The sequence below is a fragment of the Massilia sp. FBCC-B171 genome, assembly GCF_059134155.1.
On record NZ_CP101443.1, the window covers coordinates 858,126 to 881,751 of the forward strand.

Below are 23,626 nucleotides of genomic sequence, written 5' to 3' on the forward strand. Positions count from 1 at the left end.
CAACGTGTTCATCAACGCGGCGCAGGTGGACAATAACGGCGGCCAGCTCGGAACGAGCAGCGCGTCGGGCGCCGACATGGCGCTCACCGCCTCCTGGCTGAGCAACCAGGGCGGCCGCATCGCCACCGACCGCGACCTGGCTGTCACTGGCACGACGGTGGCCAGCCTCGGCGAACTGTTCGGCGGGCGCGACCTGGCCCTGTCGATGCAGGGCGACTATGTACAGTACGCCGGATCGCAGCTGCATTCGAACCGTGACCTCAGCCTGGCGGTGACGGGCAACATCACGAATACGGCCGTGTTCGAGGCGGCGCGCAACCTGACCCTGTCGGGCCAGTCGATCACCAACAACGGCGGCGCCACCATCGAGGCCCAGGGCGTGACCCTGCGCGCGGCCGGCACGCTTGCCAACGCCGGCGAGATCAACGGCGCCTCCACGCTCGACATCAACGCCGCGCACGTGAGCAACAGCAGCGGCATCGTCGGCGGCGACGTCACGGTCGCAGCCCAGAACCTGGACAACGCCGGCGGCGCCGCGCTGGTCGGGGCCACGGCCTCGCTGCGCCTTGGCGTGGCCGGCACCCTGAACAACACCGGCGGAGCCACGCTCTACAGCAGCGGCAACCTGGCGATCGGCGGCATCGGCGGCGGCAGCGCCTGGCAGGTGAACAACAACTCGTCGACCATCGAAGCCGGCGCCGACCTGACACTGGCGGCGGCGACGCTGACCAACGTGCGCGAGAACGTCCAGCTCGTGAAGGTGCAGACGATCGACGAGACGCGGCACATGACCATGGCGAGCTGGTACCAGTTCGGCGACAACCACAACTGGTTCGAGACCAGTGCGGCCAACTACACGCCCTACGAACTCTATTTCGTCAATCCGGCCGACATCCTGGAAGAAACGCCTTACGTCACGCCGGACGGCCAGATGATCACTCGCGCGGTGATCCGCACCCACGCCAACGATTCGGCCTACATGATCGCGCACACTGGCCTGTACAGCGCCTATGGCAAGCAGGAGCGCCTGGCGACGACGGAAGGCACGCGCGTCATCTATTACTACCAGCGCGATCAAATGGCCAATCCGGACCAGGGCGGCGACGCGAACAATGCGCTGCTTCCGCGCTTCCTGACCGATGTGAAGAACTGGGATGCGGGAAAGGTTTCCTTCTCCAACCAGTACGGCAGTTGCAGCAGCGACTGCATCCGCCTGGTGACCCAGCCCGGCTATACCGATCCGGCCACCACGATCTTGCGTATAACGCAGAAGCAGCTCGCCGGGCGCAGGGATGCGCTCGAGCTGTGGCGCGATGCGCATCACGTCGCCGTCGAGGACCAGGTCGCGCCTGGTTCCGGGCCGGTCTCGCAGATCCTGTCGGGCGGGAACATGACCCTCTCGGTCAGCAATACGATCGACAACCGCTATGGCGACATCAAGGCACGCGGCTTCCTTGTCATGGACGGCCGGCCGGACATCAGGAACGAGGGCGCGACTCTGTACCGCACCCACACGTTCGACGGCACCTGGCGCACGCTCGGCGGGAGCACGACTGCGTACGCGCAGCCGAGCATCTCCGAGGTCATCGGTTCCGCGCGCGGCATTATCGAGGGCGGGCAAGGCTTGAGCATTTCGGCGCGCAGTTTCACTAACGTCGACGTGACGGCCGGCACGGTCGGCAACATTCGCGAGAATGTACGCGTGATCGGCAGCGGCGCCGCCGGCGCCGCATCGGCCGGTGCCAACGCCGCTGCCGGCAACGGCTCGAACGCGACGCTGGCCGGTGCCACCGCCGGCACCGACTCCGGCAAGTCTGGCACGCTGGCTGGCGCCATGGCCGCCATGGGCGGAAGCGGCGTCTCGGGCCTGTTCCGTGCCGCCGCCAGCGGTATCGGCAACGCGATGCAGGCCGGTGGCGCGGTAGGGGCCAGCGGCGACGGCAACACAGCCGCCATCACGGGCGACGCGACTGGTACCGGTGGCACCAACACCTTCGCCGCGAATGGCGCGGCCAGTGGCAGCGGCCTGCGCGGCAGCGGCACGCTCAAGGGCGCGGTCGCGGCCGCACTGCAGGCGGCCGGCACGGGCGAGCTGCGCACGGCGGCCGGCACGCGTGCCGGCGAGGCGGTATCGCGCGTGCAGGGCGAGGGGACCGGTGCGGTCATGAAGGTCACACCGGGCGGGCTGTTCCTGCGCAATCCCGATGCCGGCGGCAGCTACCTGTATGAAGCGCGCCCGCAGTTCACCAACCAGAAGCAGTGGACCAGCAGCGATTACCTGCTCGAGCAGCTGTCGCTGCACCCGGCGACGATGCAAAAGCGCCTCGGCGACGGCTTCTACGAGCAGCGCCTCGTGCGCGAGCAGCTTTCGGAACTGACCGGACGCACGCCCCAGGGCGGCGCCAGCGACGACAGCTTCTACCGCAACCTGCTCACCAACGCCGTCAGCGCGGCCAGGGAATTCGACCTGCGTCCGGGCGTCGCCCTGAGCGCGGAACAGGTCAGCCGCCTGACGAGCGACATCGTCTGGCTCGAAAGCCAGGCCGTGCAGCTGCCCGACGGCAGCGTCGAGACCGTGCTGGTGCCGAAGGTCTACCTCGCCCACGTGGGCGAGAAGGCACTGCAGCCAGGAGGCGCGCTCGTCACCGGCGCCGGCGTGACGATCTCGACCACCGAAGGCATCGTCAACCGCGGCGGCATCATCGACGGCGGCAACGGCCGCACGCTGCTGCTGGCGGGCCAGGACATAGTCAACCAGGGCGGCACCATCACCGGCGCCGCGGTAGCGCTGGGTGCCGGCGGCGACGTCCGCAACGAAACGCTGGCGGTCAAGCAGGACTACGCCAGCAACAACACCAGCGGCAGCTACACCTCGCTGTCGAACCAGGCCGCGATCCTGACCGCCGGCACGCTGCAGATCCAAGCCGGGCGCGACCTCGCCGACCTCGGCGGCATCATCCAGGCCGGCGCGGCCACGATCACGGCCGGGCGCGACATCAGCTTTAATACGGTGCAGACCGGCAGCACCTACCAGCACCTGGTAGCCGGCTACTCGCAAAACGACAGCAGCATCACGCACCAGCTCAGCCAGCTCAGCACGAGCGGCGACCTGAGCATGAAGGCGGGCGCCAACCTGAACCTGACCGGCACCCAGATCGCAATTGGCACCCGCGGCGCCGGCGCCGGCCAGTTGCTGGCCGGCGGCAGCATCAACATCGGTTCCGTCACCAACGAGGTCAATACCTCGCTGCAGAACGACCCGGCGAGCAAGGCGTATGACAAGGCGGTACACCGGAACCAGACCGTGGTGGGGGCGGGGGTGGCGTCGGCGGGGGACCTGGTGCTCAGCGCCGGTCTCGACAGCCCGGGCGACCTCAACCTGAGCGGCAGCGTCGTTGCCGGCGCGGGCAAGGTTGTTCTCGCCGCCAGCAATGACGTCAACATCAAAAGCGTAACGGAAGATCATCTTTCCGATACCGCGACCCGCAGCGAATCGCGCGGTGCGCTCAAGCGCAGCAGCTCGGCCAGCACGGACTACAGCGCAAGCTCGCAGGTGGTGGGGAGCAGCGTAAGCGGCGACGCCATTACCGTGCTTGCCGGGAACGATGTCGCCATCGGTGCCAGCCAACTGGTCGCAACGAACGGGTTGGTGCTCGGGGCCGGGCGCGACCTGCTTATTACCAGCGCCGAATCGACCAGTACCGAAAACCACACGAAAGAGGAGAAAAAGAGCGGGTTCTCGCTCGGCGCGACCGGTGTGGGGTATAGCAAGGCAGTGCAGAACCAGGCATCCGATACCACAACGGTGACGCAAGTGGGCAGCGTGATCAGCGGCGGGACCGTGCTTGCCACTAGCGGGCGCGACACGCTGGTGGAGGCCAGTACTTTGGTTGCCGATACCGACCTCGATGTCGCCGCGGGCCGCAATTTGTCGATCGTGAGTGCCGAGAACAGCAGCAGTACGGACTCGGCCAGCAGCAGCAAGAAATCGGGATCGATCGGATCTTCTTGGCAGCCTGCGCTGGGTACGGTGAAGACGACCGAGGATGGCACTTCCCGGAGCATCACTCAGGCAGGTAGCCAGGTTGCCAGCCTCGGCGGCAACGTCAGCCTCCAGGCGGGCGAGCGCTACACGCAAACGTCCAGCAGCGTGCTGGCGCAAGCGGGCGATATCGATATCCAGGCCAAGGATGTGTTGGTCGAGGCCGGCTACGATACGGCCGACAGTACCAGCCACAGCACCTTCAGCAAAGTAGCGCTGGGCGGAACCGTGAGCGTTCCGCTGGTCAATGCGGTGCAGGGCATCGCCAGCCTGGCCTCGGCCGCAAAGGACGCTGGAGGCGGCCGCATGGGCGCACTGGCAGTGATGACGGCAGCCTCGAACGCGGCCGATACGGTTCAGCAAATCAGCCAGACCGGCTTAAGCACCGGCATCAAGGTCAGCGTCAGTCTCGGCAGCACCAAGAGCGAAAACAATGTCACGCAAGCGAGCAGTACCGCAGTCGGCTCGCAGGTCCTGGCCGGCGGCAATGTCAGCATCGTTGCCACGGGCGGTGACAAGGCCAGCAACATCAATGCGATCGGCAGTGACATCAGCGCCGGCGGCAATACCAGCCTGCGTGCCGACAACGAAGTCAACCTGCTCGCCGCCGAGAACACCTTCAGCCAGCACAGCACCAACAGCAGCAGCGGCGCGAGCATCGGCATCGGCTTTACATTCGGCGGCGCCCAGCAAGGCTTCACGCTGGACCTGGCTGCGAACAAGGCGAAGGGCCGCGCCGACGGCGACGAGCTCAGCTACACCAACACGCAGCTGAGCGCCGGCGGCAAGGTGACCCTGCAAAGCGGCGGCGACACCACGCTCAAGGGCGGCGTGATTACCGCCGCCACGGTGCAGGCCGACATTGGCGGCGACCTGAAAATCGAAAGCCTGCAAGACCGCGCCATGTACGACAGCAAGCAGACCAGTGCTGGTATCAATGCGAGCCTGTGTATCCCGCCGTTCTGCTACGGCGCCAGCACGGTCGGCGGCAGCGTCAGCAAGTCCGCCGTGAACGGGGACTTCCTGAGCGTCGTCCAGCAAAGCGGCATCCAGGCCGGCGATGGGGGCTTCCAGCTCAGCGTTGGCGGCGCGACCGACCTGATTGGCGGCGTCATCAGCAGCAGCCAGGCGGCGATCGACGACAAGAAGAACAGCCTGGCGACCGGGAGCCTGACCTACAGCAGTCTGCAGAACAAGGATGTGTACGACGCGAAGGGATTTGCCGTGTCGGGTTCGGTCAGCGGAAATGTGGGTAACCAGGGCAGTGCCAGTACCGAGAAGCAGCAGAATGCCGCAGAAGCGGGCAAAAAAGCCGGTCCTTCCTCCTCAGGCGGATTCGGTAGTGAAAGCGGCAGTCAGCGCAGCGTCACACTGAGTGGCATCAGCGCCGGCGAGCTCACCATTACCAATCCGGGGCAGCGGGCCGCTAATGGTAACGATGCGCCGCTCGTTGGTTTGGCGCGTGATGTGACCACTGACAGCGCTGCGAAGGACAGCGGGGCACTGACGCAGCGCTGGAATGGCGAGAAGCTGATGCAGCAAGTGCAGGCGCAGACGGAGGTCACGCAAGCCTTCAGTTCTGTCGCGCCGAGGCGAATTGCGCAATACGCAGACAGCCGCATGGTAGACCTGAGTCTTCAGGCAGAACAGGAGAGCGATCCAACAAAACGCGCAGAGCTCTTATCTGAGTTGAAAAAATGGGACGAGGGCGGCGGCTATAGAACTGCTTTGCATACTGCAAGCGGTGCGCTGACCGGGGGCGTGGGTGGTGCGCTTGGCGCCGGCGCCGTTGCGAACTTCGCGAACGAACTTGAGACCTTCCAGGCGCAGGCTCGCGCTGCAATGGAACAAGGCGGCATGAGCCCCGCGCTCGCCCAGGCCGCCTCCCAAGCGCTGCTGGAAGGGACATCAGCGGGTCTTGGTTCGCTCGTTGGTGGCACAGCCGGAGCCGCGACCGGGTTGACGACGGACACCAACAACAGACAGTTGCACAGCTCTTGGCTAGATAAGCTGACCGGTACGGATGAGGCAGAAAAACTTAAGCAGTTGCAAGAAGGGAAATCCCCTGACGAGCAGCAGCGGCTTGCGGATGCGGCATGCTTTTTAACACACTGTTCAATACAATTATCTGAAGAGAATCCCGCTAACGCAGCGGCACTGGCACAAGAATTTCGAGGACAAGATTATTCAAAGGAAATCGACGACCTGAGGGCTACGGGGCTATTTAAATACGACAATGTCGATCTTGCAGCTGATGTTGCCAGTCGGGCGGGAGATTGGGTTTCCCAAGAAGCGATGGCAGCGGGACGCGGCGCTGTCAATCTGGGCTACCAGATTTTGACGCGCGGTCCTGGCGGGAATATACAGACTCCACCTGACCTTCCAGATGACACGAACTGGCCAAAAGGGGCAACGGCCGGAAGTACGGGAGCAATGGTACCGCCAATGGTGCTATGTGGCCCGCCGCCGCTCTTAGTTTGTGGCATAACGCCTCCGGTCATGACGCCTGGCACACGAGGTTATGTGCCGAGCAACGTGTTATTGTCGGGTGGGCAAGGCGGCGATGAAGTTGGGGGATCAGATAAAGGCACAGGGGCAGGCGACGTTACTGGGGGGGCAAAGACACCTGATGGGTCAAAGGCGGGAGGCGAAACTGCAAGTTCTCTCGCAAAATCACCAGTTGACATTGCGCATGCCATTGGTGCTGATTACACAAAGGCGGGCAAGCCAACCGGTGGGCTTAGTCTACTAAACGGAGATGTTCGAATCGTACCTGGAACGGAGTCCGTTCCCGATGCAACTGGTGTTTACAAAGCAACCATTCAGGTCCCGGATCCACAGAATCCGGGTCAGTGGCTTACAAAAACTAGTAACAATTCGACAACCTCAATGTTCCCGAAAGACTGGGACGCCGCGAGAATTCAGTCCGAAGTTGATGCCGCGTGGAATTCTCCAAAAAAGATTATAAATGGGGCGAAATGGAGTTCGTTCACACCTTCCGGTGTAAAAGTTGAAGGCTTTATTTCCCCGCGGACGACAGTGTTTCCCATACATCAACCTTAAAGCGATGGTGAGCAACGATGAAGATTAGATTTTCTTATGTGGACGGTGGAGTTCATCCAAAACTTGGTCAGGTATTTCATTGGCAACCGATGGCATTGGATGGTGATGCCGCGAAACGCTATAACCAATACCTCTGTGAAGTGTTGAGTTCTGTCGCTCAAGGAACCGATGATTGCGATCGGCTTCTTCAAAATATTAGTGACGTTGAGAACGGGAATCAAGCTGAAATTGAAACTGGAGGAAATGACGTTACGCTGATGATCAGTCGTGCCGGAGTGCAAGTTGACATTGAGATCAATGAGGATTGGATAGGTCAGCCTGAGGGGAATTTTACGCTAAGCGAGTGGAAGTCCGCTTTAGTGGGGTGGCGTCAATTTCTTGAAATGCCACAATCTTTGGAATCAGTTGTCGAGGTCGACGTGTAATTGTCGCTTGAAACAACCGGCATTTGCATCCGGCAGAAGAGAAACAACTTAAAGCGCTGCAAAATGGTAATATGCCCGCATAGCAATTCAGGTTGGCGTCCGCACAGTGTGCGCTGACACATTGCGCGGACAGAATACCGGATACCGATCCTAATGGGTCTGCATTTGGGAAGAAAATGCAGTTCCAGAAAGAGGTAAGGTGAAGTAATGACGAATCTCGAAAAAATTCTAGGGTCAGCCACGCCTGAATCGTTTGCCCCTCAACATGTAGTTGCGGATGCTCGCCATAAGGGAGTGGTGCTCTGATATTGTTGAGCGTGTCGTAGTGTTATACGATTACACCGAAATTATAGGTCTTTGTGCAGATGGGAATTCTTGGGTGACCCAATCGCTTTCATCGGATGGGCTTAGCTCAGTTCAAATTGTTGAGGGATCGGTTGTAGGTAACGCTAGGGAAGCGCTGAACTATTCGTTTCTTACCGGCGGAAGTTGAATTTGATGTTGAGCGCGGCGAGTTTTATTGGCTGCCGCATTTTTCTGGCCATAGGGTGGGCCAAGACATGCGTTTTAATGGCGATGCCTCGCCTTTTTTCATATTGCGGGCGTAACTCGGGTGTGCGCGCTCCCCAGGTATCTGCGAGACAGCACCAGGTTTGCCAAGCCGAACAGCGTGAGCAGTTGCGCATTGTTCTTGGCCAGGCCGCGGTAGCGGGTCTTGCGATGTTTGAACAGGCATTTCACGACATGGAAGCAATGCTCAACCTTGGCGCGCACGCTGGCCTTCGCCTTCTCCAACTTCTCGAGTGCGCGGCCCAGCGGATTTTTCTTGAGGACCTTGCGCTTGCCAGGACGCATGGCCGTATGCCAGTCAACACCTGTACCCGCATTCTCTTCGCGCTTTGCGACGCCTTGATAGCCTGCGTCGCCCAGCACTGCCTTCTCTGCGCCGTGCAGCAGCGCGTGCGCCTGGGTCACGTCGGCCACGTTGCCGGCGGTGACGACGACGGTGTGGACCAGGCCTGTAGCCATGTCCACACCAACGTGCGCCTTCATGCCAAAGTGCCAGTCGTTGCCCTCATCGACTGATGCATCTCAGGATCGCGTTCCTTGTCACGATTCTTCGTCGATGGCGGCGCGGCGATCAAGGTAGCGTCCACAATGATCCCTTCGCGCATCGTCAAGCCCTTGCTGGCAAGGTGGCCGTTGATTTCATTAAAGACCCGGTGCGTCAGGTCGTTTGCCTTAAGCAGACGACGGAACTTGAGTAGCGTCGTCGCGTCGGGCGCCGACTCATGCGTCAGGTCGACGCCGACAAAGTTGCGAACAGATTGGATGTCGTAGATTGCATCCTCAATGCCTTCATCCGACAGGCCAAGGCATTGCTGGGCGATGTACATGCGCAGCATGCGCTCAAGACCAATCGGCGGACGACCGCGACCGTCTCCCTTCGGATAGTGCGGCAGAAGCGCCGCCACCAACGCCGCCCACGGTGTCGCTGATTCGATCTCGGCCAGGAATCGTCCACGCCGCGTGAGCTTCTTCTTGCTGGCGAACTCGATGTCGGAAAAGCTTGTTTGCTTCATCAAGTCGACGGAAAAATTAGATACGCAATTGTGCCAGCACAGCCCGGCCAAGTGGGGCTGCCGGCGATTAAATCAGCGTTTCCCAAGTGCTGTTGACCGAAGTAGAGTGTCAAACCCGAACTTTGCTATTGGAACGGGGACAGCGACAGAGGCAAATCAACTAGGCCAAGCTTGGGTCGGTGATGGCGCTCGATTAGTGACCAATCAAGCTGCTTGTCCGGGCTGCTTGATAAGCGCAAATGGCACAAGAATTTATAGACCACCGCAACCCAAAAAATCGACTTTTGCGACGACCGGGGTGCAGGCAAATTTCGTTCGACAAACTCCAGCCGGGACATTGATCAGCAATGGTCATTTGAATGTGACTCCATGAAGGCGATTGTTAAATCAATATGGCTTGATAGTGCAACCATCAATCTGGATACATACTTGCCCGATGACCCAGAGTGTTTCGGTTTTTGGATTGAATTCAGAGTAGGCATCACAGATAGGGAAGGTGCCGATGATTTTCGACTGTTTGTGTGCACGCCAGAATGGTTGAAAAATGAACGCAGCCGGAAGAGGATTATTTGGGGGCGCCACATGCTGTTTGTATTCGAATACGATCTTGATGAGATTAAAGCTGAAATTGATTGGCGTATCGAAAGCTGCAAGGGCGATGATTGGCTAACTATTGCACGCCAAATTGGTAGGTTCGCCGCTTGGGAATTCGAGGATTATCAGCCGTGAACATTTCCTATCTCGTCGATGGACGATATCTTTATAATGCCGACTCCTTGGGGCGGGTCTAAAAAGTAGAAGAAACCCTATCTTTAGAATTGTTCAAAAGGAACAGCTATCAGCAGTGCAAGGTTGGAAAGTGCGGCGATGTGGGTAACGAGGGCGGCCATTTGATTGCGAGCATCTTTTCCGGCCCCGGAGAAAAGCTGAATCTGGTACCGATGAATGGAAATCTGAATAAAGGTGAATGGAAGGTAATGGAGAACGAGTGGGCGAAAGCACTTGACGCTAATAAAAAGGTCGAAGTGAAGATATCTCCGATCTACGATGGCTTCGGGCCCCGTCCTAAATCATTTGAAGTAAAATACAAGATCGACGGGCAGAGACCTGTCGAAATAACATTTGATAATGTGCCGGGAGGTAAGAAATGAATATTGAGAGTGGACTATATGAAGATATTGCAGAATTGGTAATTAGTATTGCGCCAAAAAACTCGAGAGAGCTCATATATACTTTCATTGTGCAATCCGAGGCTAATGAAGATGCGGGAGGTGTTTATAGACATGAATTTGATTGTGTCTCTGAAAAGGGTGAAATGAATTGGTTTGATTCAGGGGATTCATCTGTGACAAGCAAGCTGGCACCCATCGCTCTGCAGTTGCGGGCGGAAATAGAGAAGGGCACCGACGCTAAATGGAAGAATATGAAGTTTTATATTGATATGCAAAAGCAGAGTTTTAAGGCGGAGTTTTCATATTAGTTTTCTCTGGTGCCGGAGTGGCGCATATCGCTCGGTTGTTGGCGTTGCGACTCTGCAGGACAGTTTGTACGGGCACACAAATGACATCGACTACATTCGACCAGGCAATCGCGAATGTCCAGGCCGCCGCCTCACGTGCAGACGAGCTTGGCACTCGAGCGCTCGACGAGGCAGTTGCCTCGTTAATGCAGTTGAACGACCCGCGCTGCATCCAGCCATTGTTTCTTGCACTAGCTGATGACGCTAAATACGACGAAGCGATGTTTTCGCTGATTCACGCTGCCGAGGCGTTTGACCACGACATCTATGTCAGGGAGATGTGCGGGACGTTGCCGGCGCTCTGCGCACGGGCGCCGGAATGGGCATCGACCGTATTCATGCGGGTGCTGAACAATAGAGACACCTTGGCCTTGATGGTGCGGCAGGTACGCGCAGCTGACGAGGGTATTAAAACGGCGGTGCTGACGCTGTGCGAGAAAATCAATGTGCTTCGTCCTTCGTTTTCGGAAAAGACGCTGCCCTTGTTCCTTGCTGCCGAGTAAAGGCGCTGAGGCCGCTGGCAACGCCGCCTACGCCTCGTCCAGCAAACTCAGCACTCCATGCCTGTCCAGCCCATACCGCTGTAAATCACTGGCCAAAAACAAATTCCCTCTATACGCCGAGCGTGCCTCGGCCTCAACGTCCGCCATCGACGGACCACTGCCGGCCTGCTGGTAGCGCGGGCTGAAATGCGTCAGGATCAGGTTCGGAATACCCGCCGATTCGGCAAACGCCGCGGTCGCCCGCGCCGAGCTGTGCTGCGGGCCGGGACCGACCTTCTGCAGCACTTCTTCGGTATAGGTCGCCTCGTGCACGAGCACGTGCGCATCGACCGCCTGGGCGGCAAGAAGAGCCGGGGTGTCGTTGTCGCCGGCGACGATGATCTTGCGCTGGGCACGGCCCGGCAAGATGTAGTCGGCGCTGCGCGCCACCCGGCAGTCGGGTAAATCGATGTCTTCGCCGCGCTGGAGCTGGCCCCAGCCGGGGCCGGACGCGATGCCGTCGCGCTCGAGCTTGACCGTATCGAGGCGGCGCTCGACGCTCTTTTCGGTGAAGGCAAACGCGAACGACGGGACGCGGTGCGACAGTTCCGCCGCCTCGACGCGGAAGTCGGGCAGGGTGTCGATGGTCCAGCCCGGTTCGATCGCTGCGAACTCGAGGGGGTAGGGCAGGCGCAGCTCGGTGCTCTCCATCACGCCGCGCACGAAACGTTCCACCGCAGGCGGGCCGGCGATCAGCAGCGGCTCGGACCGGTTGAGCAGGCCGGCGCTGGCCAGCAGGCCCGGCAGGCCATAACAATGGTCGCCGTGGATGTGGGTAATGAAAATCGCCCGCAAGCTCATCGGCGAGTAATTGGTGCGCAGGATGCGGTGCTGGGTGCCTTCGCCGCAGTCGACCAGGTACCAGTGTTTCGAGCCGGGCGAGCGCAGCGCCAGGCCCGACACATTGCGTGCGCGGCTAGGCGTGCCGGAAGAGGTGCCCAGGAATTGCAGTTCCATCGTGTTTGCCCTTGTGTGTGCTTCGATTATGCGGAAATTTGGCGAACGCGGCGGACAATTGCCGAGCATGAAAGGCATGCAGCCAGGCTGAAATAAGATTTCATGAACTTGACCAAAATGTAATTATATTTCACTCGCCCGAAGTAGGACGATGCCTACAAACAACAGGAATTGTGTAATTGCTTGTGGTGCATATGCCTCGAATGTAGAATCGGACCCGTGATTTTTCGTCAATTCTTCTAGCCGGCGCCCTCGATGCCGGGCACCCGGCCGATGTCTTTCCGACCCCCTATTTCTTTGCGCCCGTGGCGCGATGCCAGCGCGTATTTCCAGGCCAGCGTGCTGCGCCGGCTGCTGGTATTCCTCGTCCTCGTGCTGCCGCTGGTGTGGCTGTTCATCGCGCATGAACGTGCCCAGCTCGGCACGATCGCGCGCGACGAAAGCCATCGCAACGTCAAGAACCTGGCCCATGCGTTTGCCGAGGAAGTGCGCTCGAGCATCGTCACGATCGACCTGTCGCTGAGCCAATTGCGCCTGAGCTGGCTGCGCAATCCGGAGCAATTCGACGCCATCGTCACCGAGCTCAACACCCATCTGCAGGGCGAGCTGCGCATCAACCTGATCGTGACCGACCCGCAGGGGCAGGTGCTGTACACAAGCCTGCCGAACGTGACGGCGCAGGTCAGCCTTGGCGACCGCGACTACGTGCGCGCGCACCTGAAGCAGGCGGCGGGCGACCACCTGTTCATCGGCAAACCGCTGCGCGGCCGGCTGACGGGGCGCCAGTCGGTCCAGTTCTCGCGGCCGATCCACGATGAAGACGGCACCCTGGTCGGCATCATCGTGGCCGGCGTCGAGCCCGCTTATTTTTCGCGCTTCTACGACACCATGGACCTCGGCGCCAATGCCTCGATCGCCCTGGTGCGCACCGACGGCATCGTGATGGCGCGCACCACGCAGGATCTGACCGTGCGCGACAGCGGCAAGCTGCTGACCGGCTTCCCGTATGCGCCGGGCAGCGGGACGGGCGGCAGTTTCCAGCGCGTCAGCCGCCTCGACGGCGTCGACCGCCATTACGGCTGGCGCCCGCTGGCCGAGTATGGCCTGGTCGTGACCGTCGGCCAGTCGGTGCACGATGCCAGCGCGCGCTATGCGCAGCAGAGGCAATTGCTGGTCTACATAGGGCTGGCGCTGTCGCTGCTGCTGGCCCTGGCCGGCTGGGCTGCGTTCGCCGCCTCCGACCACCACCGGCGCGGCGTGGCCTCGCTGGCGGCCGCCGAAGCGCGCTGGAAGCTGGCGCTGAACGCCACCGGCGAGGGCGTCTGGGATTACAGTTTCGGGAGCGGCCTGGTGACCCTGTCGCCGAGCGCCCAGGGCATCGTCGACGCCGACGGCACGCTGCTGCCCTTTGACCGCCACGTCTTCATGGCGATGGCGCATCCGGACGACGCCGCTGCCGTGCTGCAAGCGCTCGACGCCCACCTGACCGGCGCGACGCCCGACTACACGGCGCAATACCGCACGCGCCTGGGCAACGGCAACTGGCGCTGGATCCTGGCGCGCGGCCAGGTGGCCGAGCGCGACAGCGCGGGGCGGCCGCTGCGCATCGTTGGCACCGTCGCCGACATCGACGCGCGCAAACTGCAGGAAGAAGAAATCCGCCACCTGGCCCACCACGACATGCTGACCGGCTTGCCGAACCGCCTGCTGTTCGGCGACCGCCTGCGCCAGGCGTTGCTGGCGGCGCATCGCGAAAACGTCAAGCTGGCCCTCATCTTCTTCGACCTCGACAAGTTCAAGCCCGTCAACGACAGCTACGGCCATGCCGTCGGCGACATTTTGTTGCAGCAAATCGCCACGCGCCTGCGCAGCACCCTGCGCGCCTCGGACACGCTGGCGCGCCTGGGCGGCGACGAATTCGTCGTGCTCTTGCCACGGGTAGCCGGTACTGGCGACGCAAGAAAGGTCGCCGAGGATATCTTGCGCGAACTGAGCCGCCCCTTCATGACCGAAGGTTTTACCTTGAGCATTTCGGCTAGCCTGGGCGTGGCCGTGTATCCGGATTGCGCGCCTGATGCCGACGGCCTGCTGCGCTGCGCCGACGCCGCCATGTACGAAGCCAAGCTGCACGGCCGCGGCCGCGTGGCCGAGCACGCCGCGATCGAGCGCAGCCCGGCCGAGCCGACCTACGCCCGGCGCGACGCCGCCTGACCCATCACGCCGGCCGCACCCCTTCGATCACGAAGCCGCTGGCCGGCATGGCCGGCATGTGCGCCAGGTTTACTTCCAGATCCTGGGGCGGCACCGCATAGTTGATCGTGCGTGCCAGCAGGCGCAGCGCCGACCTGGTCAGCTCGAGGGTGAGCGCTTCGCCGGGACAGCGGTGCCCCTGGGCCGCATCGCCGCCGCCTTGCGCGATGGCATCGAAGCCGCTGCCTTGCCGGTTCTCGAAACGCTCGGGACGGAAGAATTCGCCGTCCGGCCAGGTGTCGCGGTGGCGGTTCGTGCCGAAAATGTCCAGCACGACCCAGTCGCCCTTGTCGAACACCAGCCCGTTCCATTCGAACGAGCAATTCGCGATCCCGCCGATGGCCGGAATGAAGGGGTAGTAGCGCCGCACCTCTTCCACGAACATGGTGAGATCGGCATCGTCGCCGCTCGCCAGGCGCGCGCTCCATTCCGGGTGCTGGTGCATGGCCAGCGCGCCGAAGACGATGTAGCGCGCCACCGCCACCACCGGGCGCAGCACGTTCATCAGTTCGACTGCCGCGTCCGCATTCGAGAGCACTTCGCCGTCGGCGTCGCGGTGGAAGGCGATGATGGCCAGCGGACTGGCCGGGTCGGTCGGGCGGCCGGCGCGTACCGCCAGGATGTGTTCGCGCGCCCATTGTTCGGTATGGCGGCGCAGCGCCAGCCCCAGCCAGTTGCGCGGGCCGACCGTGCCGGCGCCGTCGATCATGGCCGAGAACTCGGCCGTGCGCAGCACTTCTTCCTCGATGCTCAAGGGCACGCCGGCCCAGGCGCAGGCGGCGCGGCAGAGGACCGCCTGCGCTTCCTGGATCAGGACCACCCGGCGCAGGCGCGGCCAGCCTTCCATGCGCAGGCGCCACTCGCGTTCGGCCAGGTCGACCAGGCGCGTGCGCGATGCGGGCGACTGCAGCGACATCATCATCGCCTTGCGCACCCGGTGCATTTGCCCCTCCTGCACTTGGGTGCCGCCATGGCCTTGCAGCAGGGCCAGCGCACTGGGCGGGACCGCGCCTTTGCGGGTAAAGCGCCCCGGCTGGTAGAACATGCGCGCGGCTGCTTCGCCACGCACGCAGACCACGCGGTGCAGCATCAGGCGGGTGCCGAAGATGTCCGAGCCGAGTTCGTCGCAGCGGTTGCCGATGAAGCGGTAGCCTTCGGCGAGCAGGGCGGTGGTGTTGTCGAAGCCGCCTGCCTCGGGAATGGCGCGGTGCACGGACAGGGCGGTGGAATGGGGCGCGTTCATTGGGCAGTCTCCTGTTTTAACCGAGTGTGCCCGAGCAAGTCTGTTCCGAATGTGCGTTGGCGCGCGCACGCCAGGCTTGTCGCGTTTTACACAACACTCCCCGAGTGATTATTCTGGCTTCGGCGACGTGGAATTGACGGCATACCCGCCGCCCGGCGTCTTGTGGCGCATCAGGCGCGCGGGGCGGTCACGCGGGAACCGGCGCACCGCCGCTGCGTTCCAACCATGTATCGCGCAGGTGCGCCGGCTTGCCCAGCCCGGGTGGCCGCCGCCTTGCCAGGAGGGGTCATGAGTCCTTACCGCAAGCGCTTGCCCCAGCAGGATGGCCGGCTGTTCCTGGCCGACGCCGGGCTGGAAACGATGCTCTCGTTCCAGCAGGGTTTCAGCTTGCCCTCGTTCGCCTCCTTCGTGCTGCTGCAGGACGCTCGCGGGCGCGAGGCCCTGCGCAGCTATTTCGAAGGATTTGCCCGCCTGGCCCAGGCGCAGCGCGCCGGGCTGGTGCTGGAAACGCCCACCTGGCGCGCCAACCCGGACTGGGGAGAGCCGCTGGGCTATCACGCCCTCGCGCTGGCCGACGTCAACCGCGACGCGGTGGCCCTGCTGGCCGAGGTGCGCGCCGCCTACGACAGCCCGGCAACGCCGGTCGTCGTCAGCGGCAATATCGGTCCGCGCGGCGACGGCTACCGCGCCGGCAGTCGCATGAGCGCCGCCGCCGCGCACGACTACCACATGGCGCAAATCGCTACCTTTTCCGGCACCGAGGCCGACATGGTGGCCGCCTTCACGCTCACCTATCCGGAGGAGGCGATCGGCATCGTCGACGCCGCCGCAGCCTGCGAGATGCCGGTCGTCATCTCGTTTACGCTGGAGACCGACGGCAGATTGCCGTCCGGCGACGCGCTGTCCGAAGCGATCCTGCGCACCGATGCCGAGACCGGCAGCTATGCCGCCTATTACATGGTCAATTGCGTGCACCCGAGCCATCTCGCGCCTGCGCTGGCCGGCACCGGCGCCTGGCGCGAGCGCCTGCACGGCCTGCGCGCGAATGCCTCGCGCCGCAGCCATGCCGAACTCGACGAAGCAACCGAACTCGACGACGGCGACCCGGAAGCGCTGGGCGAAGACTACCTGGCGCTGCAAAAACTCTTGCCGCACATGAATGTCGTGGGTGGATGCTGCGGAACCGACGAGCGGCACGTGGCGTCGATTGCGAGGCATCTGACTGGCCGGCCGGCCCGCGCCAGCCCATAGGGTATTAAGGCCAATCAACCTACGTCAATCAACTAAGTTGTTGGCGGCTGCTTTCCGTAGGGTGGGCACTCCGTGCCCACGCGCTACGCGCGTGTCTGGCATACATAACGCTGACTATTCGCTCGCGCAGTATCCGGCGGCTCGGTACATCCGCTAATGGCCCTCATACACAATACGAGCGGCCCGTCATGGACGCAGGTAAAAGCATGCGCACGTACCGCGTGGGCACGGAGTGCCCACCCTACCTCTAGCCGACAGGTTCCTGCTGCGTCGCGGCTTCACTTGGCGCGCCCGCGCGCGGCAAATAGATGCTGACGGTCGTCCCTTGCCCCATCACGCTGTCGATCCGGATATGGCCGCCGCTCTGGCGCACAAAACCGTGCGCCATCGCCAGGCCCAGGCCTGTTCCCTTGCCTTCGGGCTTGGTCGTGAAGAAGGGTTCGAAGGCGCGCTCGATGACTTCCGGCGGCATGCCTTCGCCGCTGTCGGTCACCGCGATCAGTACGTATTCGCCGGGAGTCAGCTCCGGGTCGGCGGTGGCAGGGGCGCGCTCGACCGTGCAGTTGTCGAGCGTGATCGTCACCTTGCCCTTGCCGCCCATGGCGTCGCGCGCATTGATGACCAGGTTGAGCAAGACGTTTTCCAGCTGGTTCGGGTCGACCAGGGTGGGCCACAGGTCGTCCGTGCCCGCCAGGCCGATGGCCACCGCTTCGCCGGCGGCGCGCTGCAGCAGGCTGTCCATGCGTTCGAGCAGTTGGCGGATGTCGACCCGGCTCGGGTGCAGCGGCTGGCGCCGGGCAAAGGCCAGCAGTTGGGACGACAGTTTCGTGCCGCGCTCGACCGCGTCGAGGATGCTGCGCAGGCGCTTTTCGCTGTTGTTCGGCGATTTCATCAAGAGCTGCACGTTGGCGCTGATGATGTGCAGGATGTTATTGAAGTCGTGCGACACCCCGCCGGTGAGCTTGCCGACCGCTTCGAGTTTCTGCGAGCGCGCCAGCGCCGTGCGCGCTTCGTCGAGGCCTTGCTGGCGCAGCCGTTCGCGCGCTTCGGCGTCGCGCCGCGGCGTGATGTCGCGCAGGAAGGCGCTGGCGCCATGGCCTACTTCGGCGGGCAGGGCGGCAACGACGATCTCGACCGGCACCAGACGCCCGTCGCGGTGTTGCGCCATGACTTCGGCCGGCTCGCCAGTCACGAGCGGCCGGGCCTGCGCGGCGCCATCGCCGGCCAGGCGGCCCGCGCCGTCGAGCGCGGCGAACTGCGCGAACCCGTGTTCGCCCGCCACGCGCTGCTGCGGCGGCACCAGCAGTTCGCCGACGTCGCGGCCCAGCGCCTCGTCGCGCGTCCAGCCGAACTGCTGCACCGCGCGCGGGTTCCAGTCGGTGACGCGCCCTGCGGCGTCGATGGCGATAAAAGCGTCGTAGGTGTTTTGCAGGATCAGGTCCATGCGCACGCGCTCGGCTTCGTTGCGCTCCCAGGACTGGCGCAGCTCCAGCGTCATGGCGCGCGCCAGCTGCATGGCGCGGCGCCGCTCGGTGGCCAGCAGCCAGACCACCACGCTCAGCAGGAAGCCCATGCCGATGCCGGTGACGGCGATCACTTGCGGGCGGCGCGTGTCGAGGCGCGCTTCGAAGGCGGGCGAGGAGGCGATGTCGATCAGCCAGGCACGCCCGGAAATGGTGGCCGGCAGGGTGAGTCGGTACAGCGGCGCTCGCCAGGCGACCGCGTCCTGCGAGCGAAACAGCTGGGCGTGCGGATCGGCGCGCGCGCCGTCGAAGATGGCCACCTGCAAGTCATCCGCATGCGCGCCACCCAGGCCGCGCATCAGGTCGGCCATCCGGAAGGGCGCATACACCCAGCCGGCCAGCGCCGCGCGGCGCTCGTCGATGCTCGCGACCGGCGCGCCCTTGCGGTACACCGGCACATACATCAGCACGCCGGGCTGGGCGTCGCTGCCCTCCTGCACCAGCACCACCTTGCCCGACAGGGCAGCCGCGCCGTTGTCGCGCGCCGCTTCCATCGCAAGGCGGCGCACCGGTTCGCTGTACATGTCGAAGCCGAAGGCGCGCAGGTTGCTCCCGGTGAAGGGCTCGATATGGGTGATCGTGGTGGCGAAGCTGCCGCCCGTTTGCGGGTGGATTGTGTAGCTGCCGAACCCCTGGGCCCGCAGGGCGGCCTCGTGCGCCGCCACCTGGCGGCGCGGGACGATGCGGGCGATGCCGAGCGCCTGAATGCCGGGAAAATGTTCCTGCAAATTTTGGCTCTGGAAATATTCGGCGAACTCGGCGCGGTCGATGTCGACGCTGCCGCGCATGAAGCCGCGCGTGCCGCGCAGCACCTGCTCGTAGATGGCCATCCGGCGCAGCGTCGTGTTAACCAGGTCGCGTGCGCGGTAGTCGAACTGGGTGGCAAGGTCGGCGGCGGCATCAAGGCGCGCGCTGCTCCACGCGCCCCAGGTCAGCAGCAGCGACACCAGAAACACCACACCCGCGAGGATCAGGGGTCCCCACCCCCGGCGCGAGGGTGCGCCGGAGGTGGGGATGGTCTCCTCGGGGTCGGGACGTGGCATGTAGTCGGGTCGGTATGCGGCCGGAGCGGCAGGATTCGTTTGGGGGACGCGCATGCGGCGCCAGGGAATCTAGAATACGCGGCAAACTTGTCCGCGGGCGCACGGATGGGGCGCATACGCCCGGCTGGCCGCCGGATTCGTTTGCAGAAGACAATATTCACAGTGCTACAATCGGCCGCCGCATTCGTCCGAGTCGCCCATGCTTGTCTTCCATCCGATCCTGCGCCGCCACTGGCTGCCGTGTTCCATCATCGGCGTGCTCCTGCTGGCGCTGCTGTGGGGTGCGCTGGCGCCGCTGCGCACGCCCAGCCAGGAACGCAGCTTCGCGTTTCCGGCGCCGGCCCGCAGCCAGGGCGCGGCGCCGGCACGCGCCGCCGTGGTGCCGCGCGAGGTCCGCCTGACGCTTGGCGTGCAGGATGTGCTGCTGCTACGCAACCTCGATCGCCAGCCCCACGTGTTCGGTCCTCTGCAATTGCTGCCGGGCCAGGAGTTCCGCCTGCCCTTCGAGGAAGTGGGCGTCTATGCCTATGCCTGCCCGGACGTGGCGGGCGGCACCCTGACGGTGCGTGTCGTGCGCCTGCCCGATCCCGGCTGGGACCGCCTGCGCTGGCGCCTGGAGGCGCTGACCCAGGCCTTGCGCACCCTGCCGCTGGTGGCGCCGAACGCCTAGTCCTACCCGCAGCTGATTCCCCCGGGATTATTGCCCTGCATACAGGCCGCCTGGGCGCCGGAATGGCTGGGTAGACTGCTGGCAATCGTGCTGCGGTCCGCGCGGCGATTCTGTCATGATGGGGCATGGCCACGATTTCCCTTCCATTGTTCCCATTGAGCACGGTGCTGTTCCCGGATGGGGTCTTGCCGCTGCAGGTGTTCGAGGCGCGCTATCTCGATATGGTCAGCCGTTGCCTGACCGAGGACACGCCTTTTGGTGTTGTCCTGCTGACGCAAGGCCATGAAGTGCGCGCGCGCGGCGGCCAGCCCGAGCGCTTCGCCGAGAGCGGCACCCTGGCCACGGTATGCGATACCACCGCCACCTCGCCGGGCCTGTTGCAGGTCGTGTGCCGCGGCGGCACACGCTTCGAAGTCAAATCGTCGCAACAACGACTGAACGGTTTGTGGGTTGCCGAGGTCGAACTGGTGGAAGACGACCACGCCGTGCGCATTCCCGCCGAGCTGCAGGGCGCTTCCGACGCGCTCGACCGGGTGCTCACCTCGCTGCACGATGTGCCGCAGGAACGCTGGCCGGTACAGCCGCCGTTCAGGCTCGAGGATTGCGGCTGGGTCGCCAACCGCTGGTGCGAATTGCTGCCGTTGCCGAACAACCAGAAGCACAATATGCTCATGCTCGACAACCCGGTCATCCGCCTCGAGCTCTTGCACGATGTGCTCGATGAACATGGCTTGATTACCTCTTAAGCGCCGCCATGAAATTTTCGGACGAACTCTTGATTGCATTCGTCAACGGCGAGCTGGCCGAGCCGGCGCGCGCGGCAGTCGAACGCGCGCTGCGCGCCGATCCGGCCATCGCCGCGCGCGTGTCGCAGCTGCGGGCGCGGCGCTCGCGCGTCTACGGCGTGGTGGCGGGCGGGCGCGAAGGCGGCGCGCACGCGCATGCGCATGGCGCGCCGGGCGGCGCCAAGGTGGTGCAGCTCGACATGGTGCGCGCGGCGCGCAATGGCCCGCTGCCAACCCCACCGCCGCCACCACCCACCTGGACGCTGCGCCACTGGAGCGCGCTGGCCGCGGCGCTGGTGACCGGTGCGCTGGCCGGCGCCTTCGGCTGGCGCGCCTGGCAGGGCGGCGCCGAACTGGCTTCCCTCAGCGGCGCCGAGGGCGCCCTGGTCGCGCAAGGCCATCTCGCCTCGGCCCTGAGCGCGCAACTGGCCAGTCCCGGGCCGTCGGGGCGGGTGCGCATCGGCATCAGTTTCCTGGCCAAGGATGGCAAGTATTGCCGCAGCTTTGTGGTCGACACAACGGCCGGCCTGGCCTGCCGCGACGGCGGCGCCTGGAAGATTCCCGTGCTGGCCCAGGGCGCGGCGGGCGCGGCCTGGATGGACGGCACCGGCCTGCCGCCGGCCGTGCTCGACGCGATCGACGGCCGCATCGCCGGCACCCCGCTCGGCCCCAACGCCGAACGTGCCGCCCAGGCACGCGGGTGGAAGCGGGAAGGCTAGCGCTTCGCATGCGTTTTCTATACGTAGGGTGGGCACCTGTGCCCACGCGTAACCTCCGCTCAGTGTCTGCATTATTCCGATCCCGCACAAAAATATCTCCATTTTCGGAGTGCATGGTGCGCAAGATAACGACGTACTGGTGCGGCAAAAGCACAGGCCAGGCCCCCGCTTCGCACACGAATCCATATACACTGCCGTGGTTTTGAGGTAACCTTGAGGGCGATATATTGTGTCTCTACGTCTGCGCTGCCGGTTTTGCCTGCGCAACGTGCCTACCGAGCCGGCCACTGGCCGTGCCCCAGCCGGCGGCCCACCCGCCCCTCCAGGAGTTGTCACTGCCGGCCACGCCTGCTGGGTCCGCGCGGTCGCCCGTAGAGCAAATTGAATTGAAGAAGCCTTGCACTCGCTGCCGCACCCCTGTGCAGCAGTCTGATCGGGCTCCTTAATGCGGAAAGAATAATGTCTGAAACGATGAACAACGAAGTCGCCGCTGTCGAGCCAAGCGTGACCTTTGCGGATTTCGGCCTGTCGCCGGAAATCCTGCGCGCGCTGACCGACCAGGGCTACGTCCATCCGACCCCGATCCAGGCCCAGGCCATCCCGATCGTGCTGCAGGGCCGCGACGTCATGGGCGCCGCCCAGACCGGTACGGGTAAAACCGCCGGCTTCTCGCTGCCGATCATCCAGCTGCTGCTGGCCCACGCGAGCAGCAGCATGTCGCCGGCGCGCCACCCGGTGCGCGCCCTGATCCTGACGCCGACGCGCGAACTGGCCGTGCAGGTGGCCGACAACGTGAAAGCCTATTCGCGCCACACGCCGCTGCGTTCGACCGTCGTCTTCGGCGGCATGGACATGAAGGGCCAGACCGCCATCCTGAAAAGCGGCGTCGAAATCGTCATCGCCACGCCAGGGCGCCTGCTCGACCACATCGAGCAGAAGAACGTCAGCCTGAGCCAGGTGCAGATGCTGGTCATGGACGAAGCCGACCGCATGCTCGACATGGGCTTCCTGCCCGACCTGCAGCGCATCATCAACCTGCTGCCGAAGAAGCGCCAGAACCTGATGTTCTCGGCCACCTTCTCGCCAGAAATAAAGAAGCTGGCCAACAGCTTCCTCGACCAGCCGGTGCTGATCGAAACGGCGCGCAGCAATGCCACCGCCGAAAAGGTCACGCAGATCGTCTACAAGGTCGAGGAAGAGCAGAAGCGCGACGTCGTCGAATTCCTGATCCGCGAGCGCCAGCTCAAGCAGGTGATTATCTTCTCGAACACGAAGATCGGCGCCTCGCGCCTGTCGCGCCACCTCGAGCAGACCGGCATCAAGGCCTCCGCCATCCACGGCGATAAAACCCAGCAGGAACGCATGGCCGCACTCGAGGCCTTCAAGCAGGGCGAGATCGAAGTACTGGTGGCGACCGACGTCGCCGCCCGCGGCCTCGATATTTCCGACCTGCCGTGCGTAATCAACTACGACCTGCCGTACAACGCCGAGGATTACGTGCACCGCATCGGCCGTACCGGCCGCGCCGGCGCCTCGGGCGACGCGCTGTCGGTGTACACGGAGAAGGACGAGCGCCTGCTGGTCGACATCGAAAAGCTGATCAAGCAGAACATCACGCGCGGCGAGCTGGCCGGTTTCGTGGTGCGCCAGCGCAGCGAACGCCCTGAACGCAGCGAGCGTCCCCAGCGCGGCGAGCGTCCCGAGCGTGGCGCCGATCGCAGCGAGCGCGGCCCGCGCCGCAGCGAGTCCGAGGTGCGCACCGAGCGTCCTTCGCGCAGCTACGGCGCCGGCCCGCTGCCGCGCCGCGAGAAGGTCGACCCCTGGTTCCTGAAGCCCTACGAGCCGGCCAGCGCGCCGCGCCCGGACGTCAACCAGAACCTGACCGGTGCGCCAGCCAAGCCCAAGCAGAAGATTGCCGCCTTGCTCGGTGGCTTGCCGAAGCCGCAGCCGCAGTAAGCGGATCGCCCGGCATCACGCCGGGCTGCGCTACGTTCGAGCGCGATTGTTTTCG

Annotated in this window: 16 protein-coding genes; 12 read left to right on the top strand and 4 right to left on the bottom strand. The window is 63.7% G+C overall.

The genetic code is table 11. From position 1 onward, the window contains the following. The first annotated feature begins 4 nt into the window (after positions 1–4). Both NMB41_RS03950 and NMB41_RS03955 read left to right on the top strand, forming a co-directional pair. Positions 5–7,105: a hemagglutinin repeat-containing protein gene (locus NMB41_RS03950; protein ID WP_494381182.1), complete on the top strand. Its 7,101-nt coding sequence runs from the start codon at positions 5–7 to the stop codon at positions 7,103–7,105. A 17-nt stretch (positions 7,106–7,122) separates the two neighbouring features. After that, a complete protein-coding gene (locus NMB41_RS03955; RefSeq protein WP_494381183.1) occupies positions 7,123–7,530 on the top strand; it encodes a hypothetical protein in 408 nt (135 codons plus the stop codon). A gap of 591 nt (positions 7,531–8,121) precedes the next feature. On the opposite strand, the gene NMB41_RS03960 is transcribed toward NMB41_RS03955, so the two are convergent. After that, positions 8,122–9,113, bottom strand: a protein-coding gene (locus NMB41_RS03960; protein ID WP_494381184.1) for an IS5 family transposase whose coding sequence is annotated in 2 segments (ribosomal slippage) — positions 8,122–8,609 and positions 8,609–9,113 — 993 coding nt in all. Because the reading frame shifts where the segments join, the coding sequence is not laid out codon by codon here. Positions 9,114–9,482: 369 nt separating this feature from the next. On the opposite strand from NMB41_RS03960, the gene NMB41_RS03965 reads away from it, so the two are divergent. The 4 genes from NMB41_RS03965 (at position 9,483) to NMB41_RS03980 (ending at position 11,135) form a co-directional block, all read left to right on the top strand. Further along, positions 9,483–9,842, top strand: coding sequence for an immunity 8 family protein (locus NMB41_RS03965; RefSeq protein WP_494381185.1), 360 nt, complete (start codon positions 9,483–9,485; stop codon positions 9,840–9,842). Positions 9,843–9,931: 89 nt separating this feature from the next. After that, positions 9,932–10,264, top strand: coding sequence for a DNA/RNA non-specific endonuclease (locus NMB41_RS03970; protein ID WP_494381186.1), 333 nt, complete (start codon positions 9,932–9,934; stop codon positions 10,262–10,264). Continuing rightward, positions 10,261–10,593 (top strand): hypothetical protein, encoded by a 333-nt coding sequence (locus NMB41_RS03975; protein WP_494381187.1) that lies wholly within the window; start codon positions 10,261–10,263, stop codon positions 10,591–10,593. The genes NMB41_RS03970 and NMB41_RS03975 overlap by 4 nt, the downstream gene beginning before the upstream one ends. A gap of 80 nt (positions 10,594–10,673) precedes the next feature. Continuing rightward, positions 10,674–11,135 (top strand): Imm30 family immunity protein, encoded by a 462-nt coding sequence (locus NMB41_RS03980; RefSeq protein WP_494381188.1) that lies wholly within the window; start codon positions 10,674–10,676, stop codon positions 11,133–11,135. A 27-nt stretch (positions 11,136–11,162) separates the two neighbouring features. On the opposite strand, the gene NMB41_RS03985 is transcribed toward NMB41_RS03980, so the two are convergent. Next, a complete protein-coding gene (locus NMB41_RS03985) occupies positions 11,163–12,131 on the bottom strand; it encodes an MBL fold metallo-hydrolase (protein ID WP_494381189.1) in 969 nt (322 codons plus the stop codon). Between the two features lie 273 nt (positions 12,132–12,404). Between NMB41_RS03985 and NMB41_RS03990 the strand changes: the two genes are divergently transcribed. Then, positions 12,405–14,342 carry a sensor domain-containing diguanylate cyclase gene (locus tag NMB41_RS03990; RefSeq protein WP_494381190.1) on the top strand — a complete coding sequence of 646 codons (1,938 nt, stop codon included), beginning with the start codon at positions 12,405–12,407 and terminating at the stop codon, positions 14,340–14,342. A 4-nt stretch (positions 14,343–14,346) separates the two neighbouring features. Here the strand turns inward: NMB41_RS03990 and NMB41_RS03995 are convergent, their stop codons facing one another. Continuing rightward, positions 14,347–15,624, bottom strand: coding sequence for a cytochrome P450 (locus NMB41_RS03995; protein ID WP_494381191.1), 1,278 nt, complete (start codon positions 15,622–15,624; stop codon positions 14,347–14,349). 288 nt (positions 15,625–15,912) lie between these two features. On the opposite strand from NMB41_RS03995, the gene NMB41_RS04000 reads away from it, so the two are divergent. Next, on the top strand, positions 15,913–16,875 hold the full coding sequence (locus tag NMB41_RS04000) for a homocysteine S-methyltransferase family protein (protein ID WP_494381192.1): 963 nt from the start codon (positions 15,913–15,915) through the stop codon (positions 16,873–16,875). A gap of 247 nt (positions 16,876–17,122) precedes the next feature. Here the strand turns inward: NMB41_RS04000 and NMB41_RS04005 are convergent, their stop codons facing one another. Next, a complete protein-coding gene (locus NMB41_RS04005; protein ID WP_494381193.1) occupies positions 17,123–19,441 on the bottom strand; it encodes a CHASE domain-containing protein in 2,319 nt (772 codons plus the stop codon). 199 nt (positions 19,442–19,640) lie between these two features. On the opposite strand from NMB41_RS04005, the gene NMB41_RS04010 reads away from it, so the two are divergent. The 4 genes from NMB41_RS04010 to NMB41_RS04025 all read left to right on the top strand — a co-directional run bounded on the left by NMB41_RS04010 (position 19,641) and on the right by NMB41_RS04025 (position 23,571). After that, complete coding sequence (locus NMB41_RS04010) at positions 19,641–20,111, top strand: cupredoxin domain-containing protein (RefSeq protein ID WP_494381194.1); 471 nt, start codon at positions 19,641–19,643, stop codon at positions 20,109–20,111. 125 nt (positions 20,112–20,236) lie between these two features. Next, complete coding sequence (locus NMB41_RS04015) at positions 20,237–20,857, top strand: LON peptidase substrate-binding domain-containing protein (RefSeq protein ID WP_494381195.1); 621 nt, start codon at positions 20,237–20,239, stop codon at positions 20,855–20,857. An 8-nt stretch (positions 20,858–20,865) separates the two neighbouring features. Further along, a complete protein-coding gene (locus NMB41_RS04020; protein WP_494381196.1) occupies positions 20,866–21,615 on the top strand; it encodes an anti-sigma factor family protein in 750 nt (249 codons plus the stop codon). A 459-nt stretch (positions 21,616–22,074) separates the two neighbouring features. Next, on the top strand, positions 22,075–23,571 hold the full coding sequence (locus NMB41_RS04025) for a DEAD/DEAH box helicase (RefSeq protein ID WP_494381197.1): 1,497 nt from the start codon (positions 22,075–22,077) through the stop codon (positions 23,569–23,571). Positions 23,572–23,626: the final 55 nt, after the last annotated feature.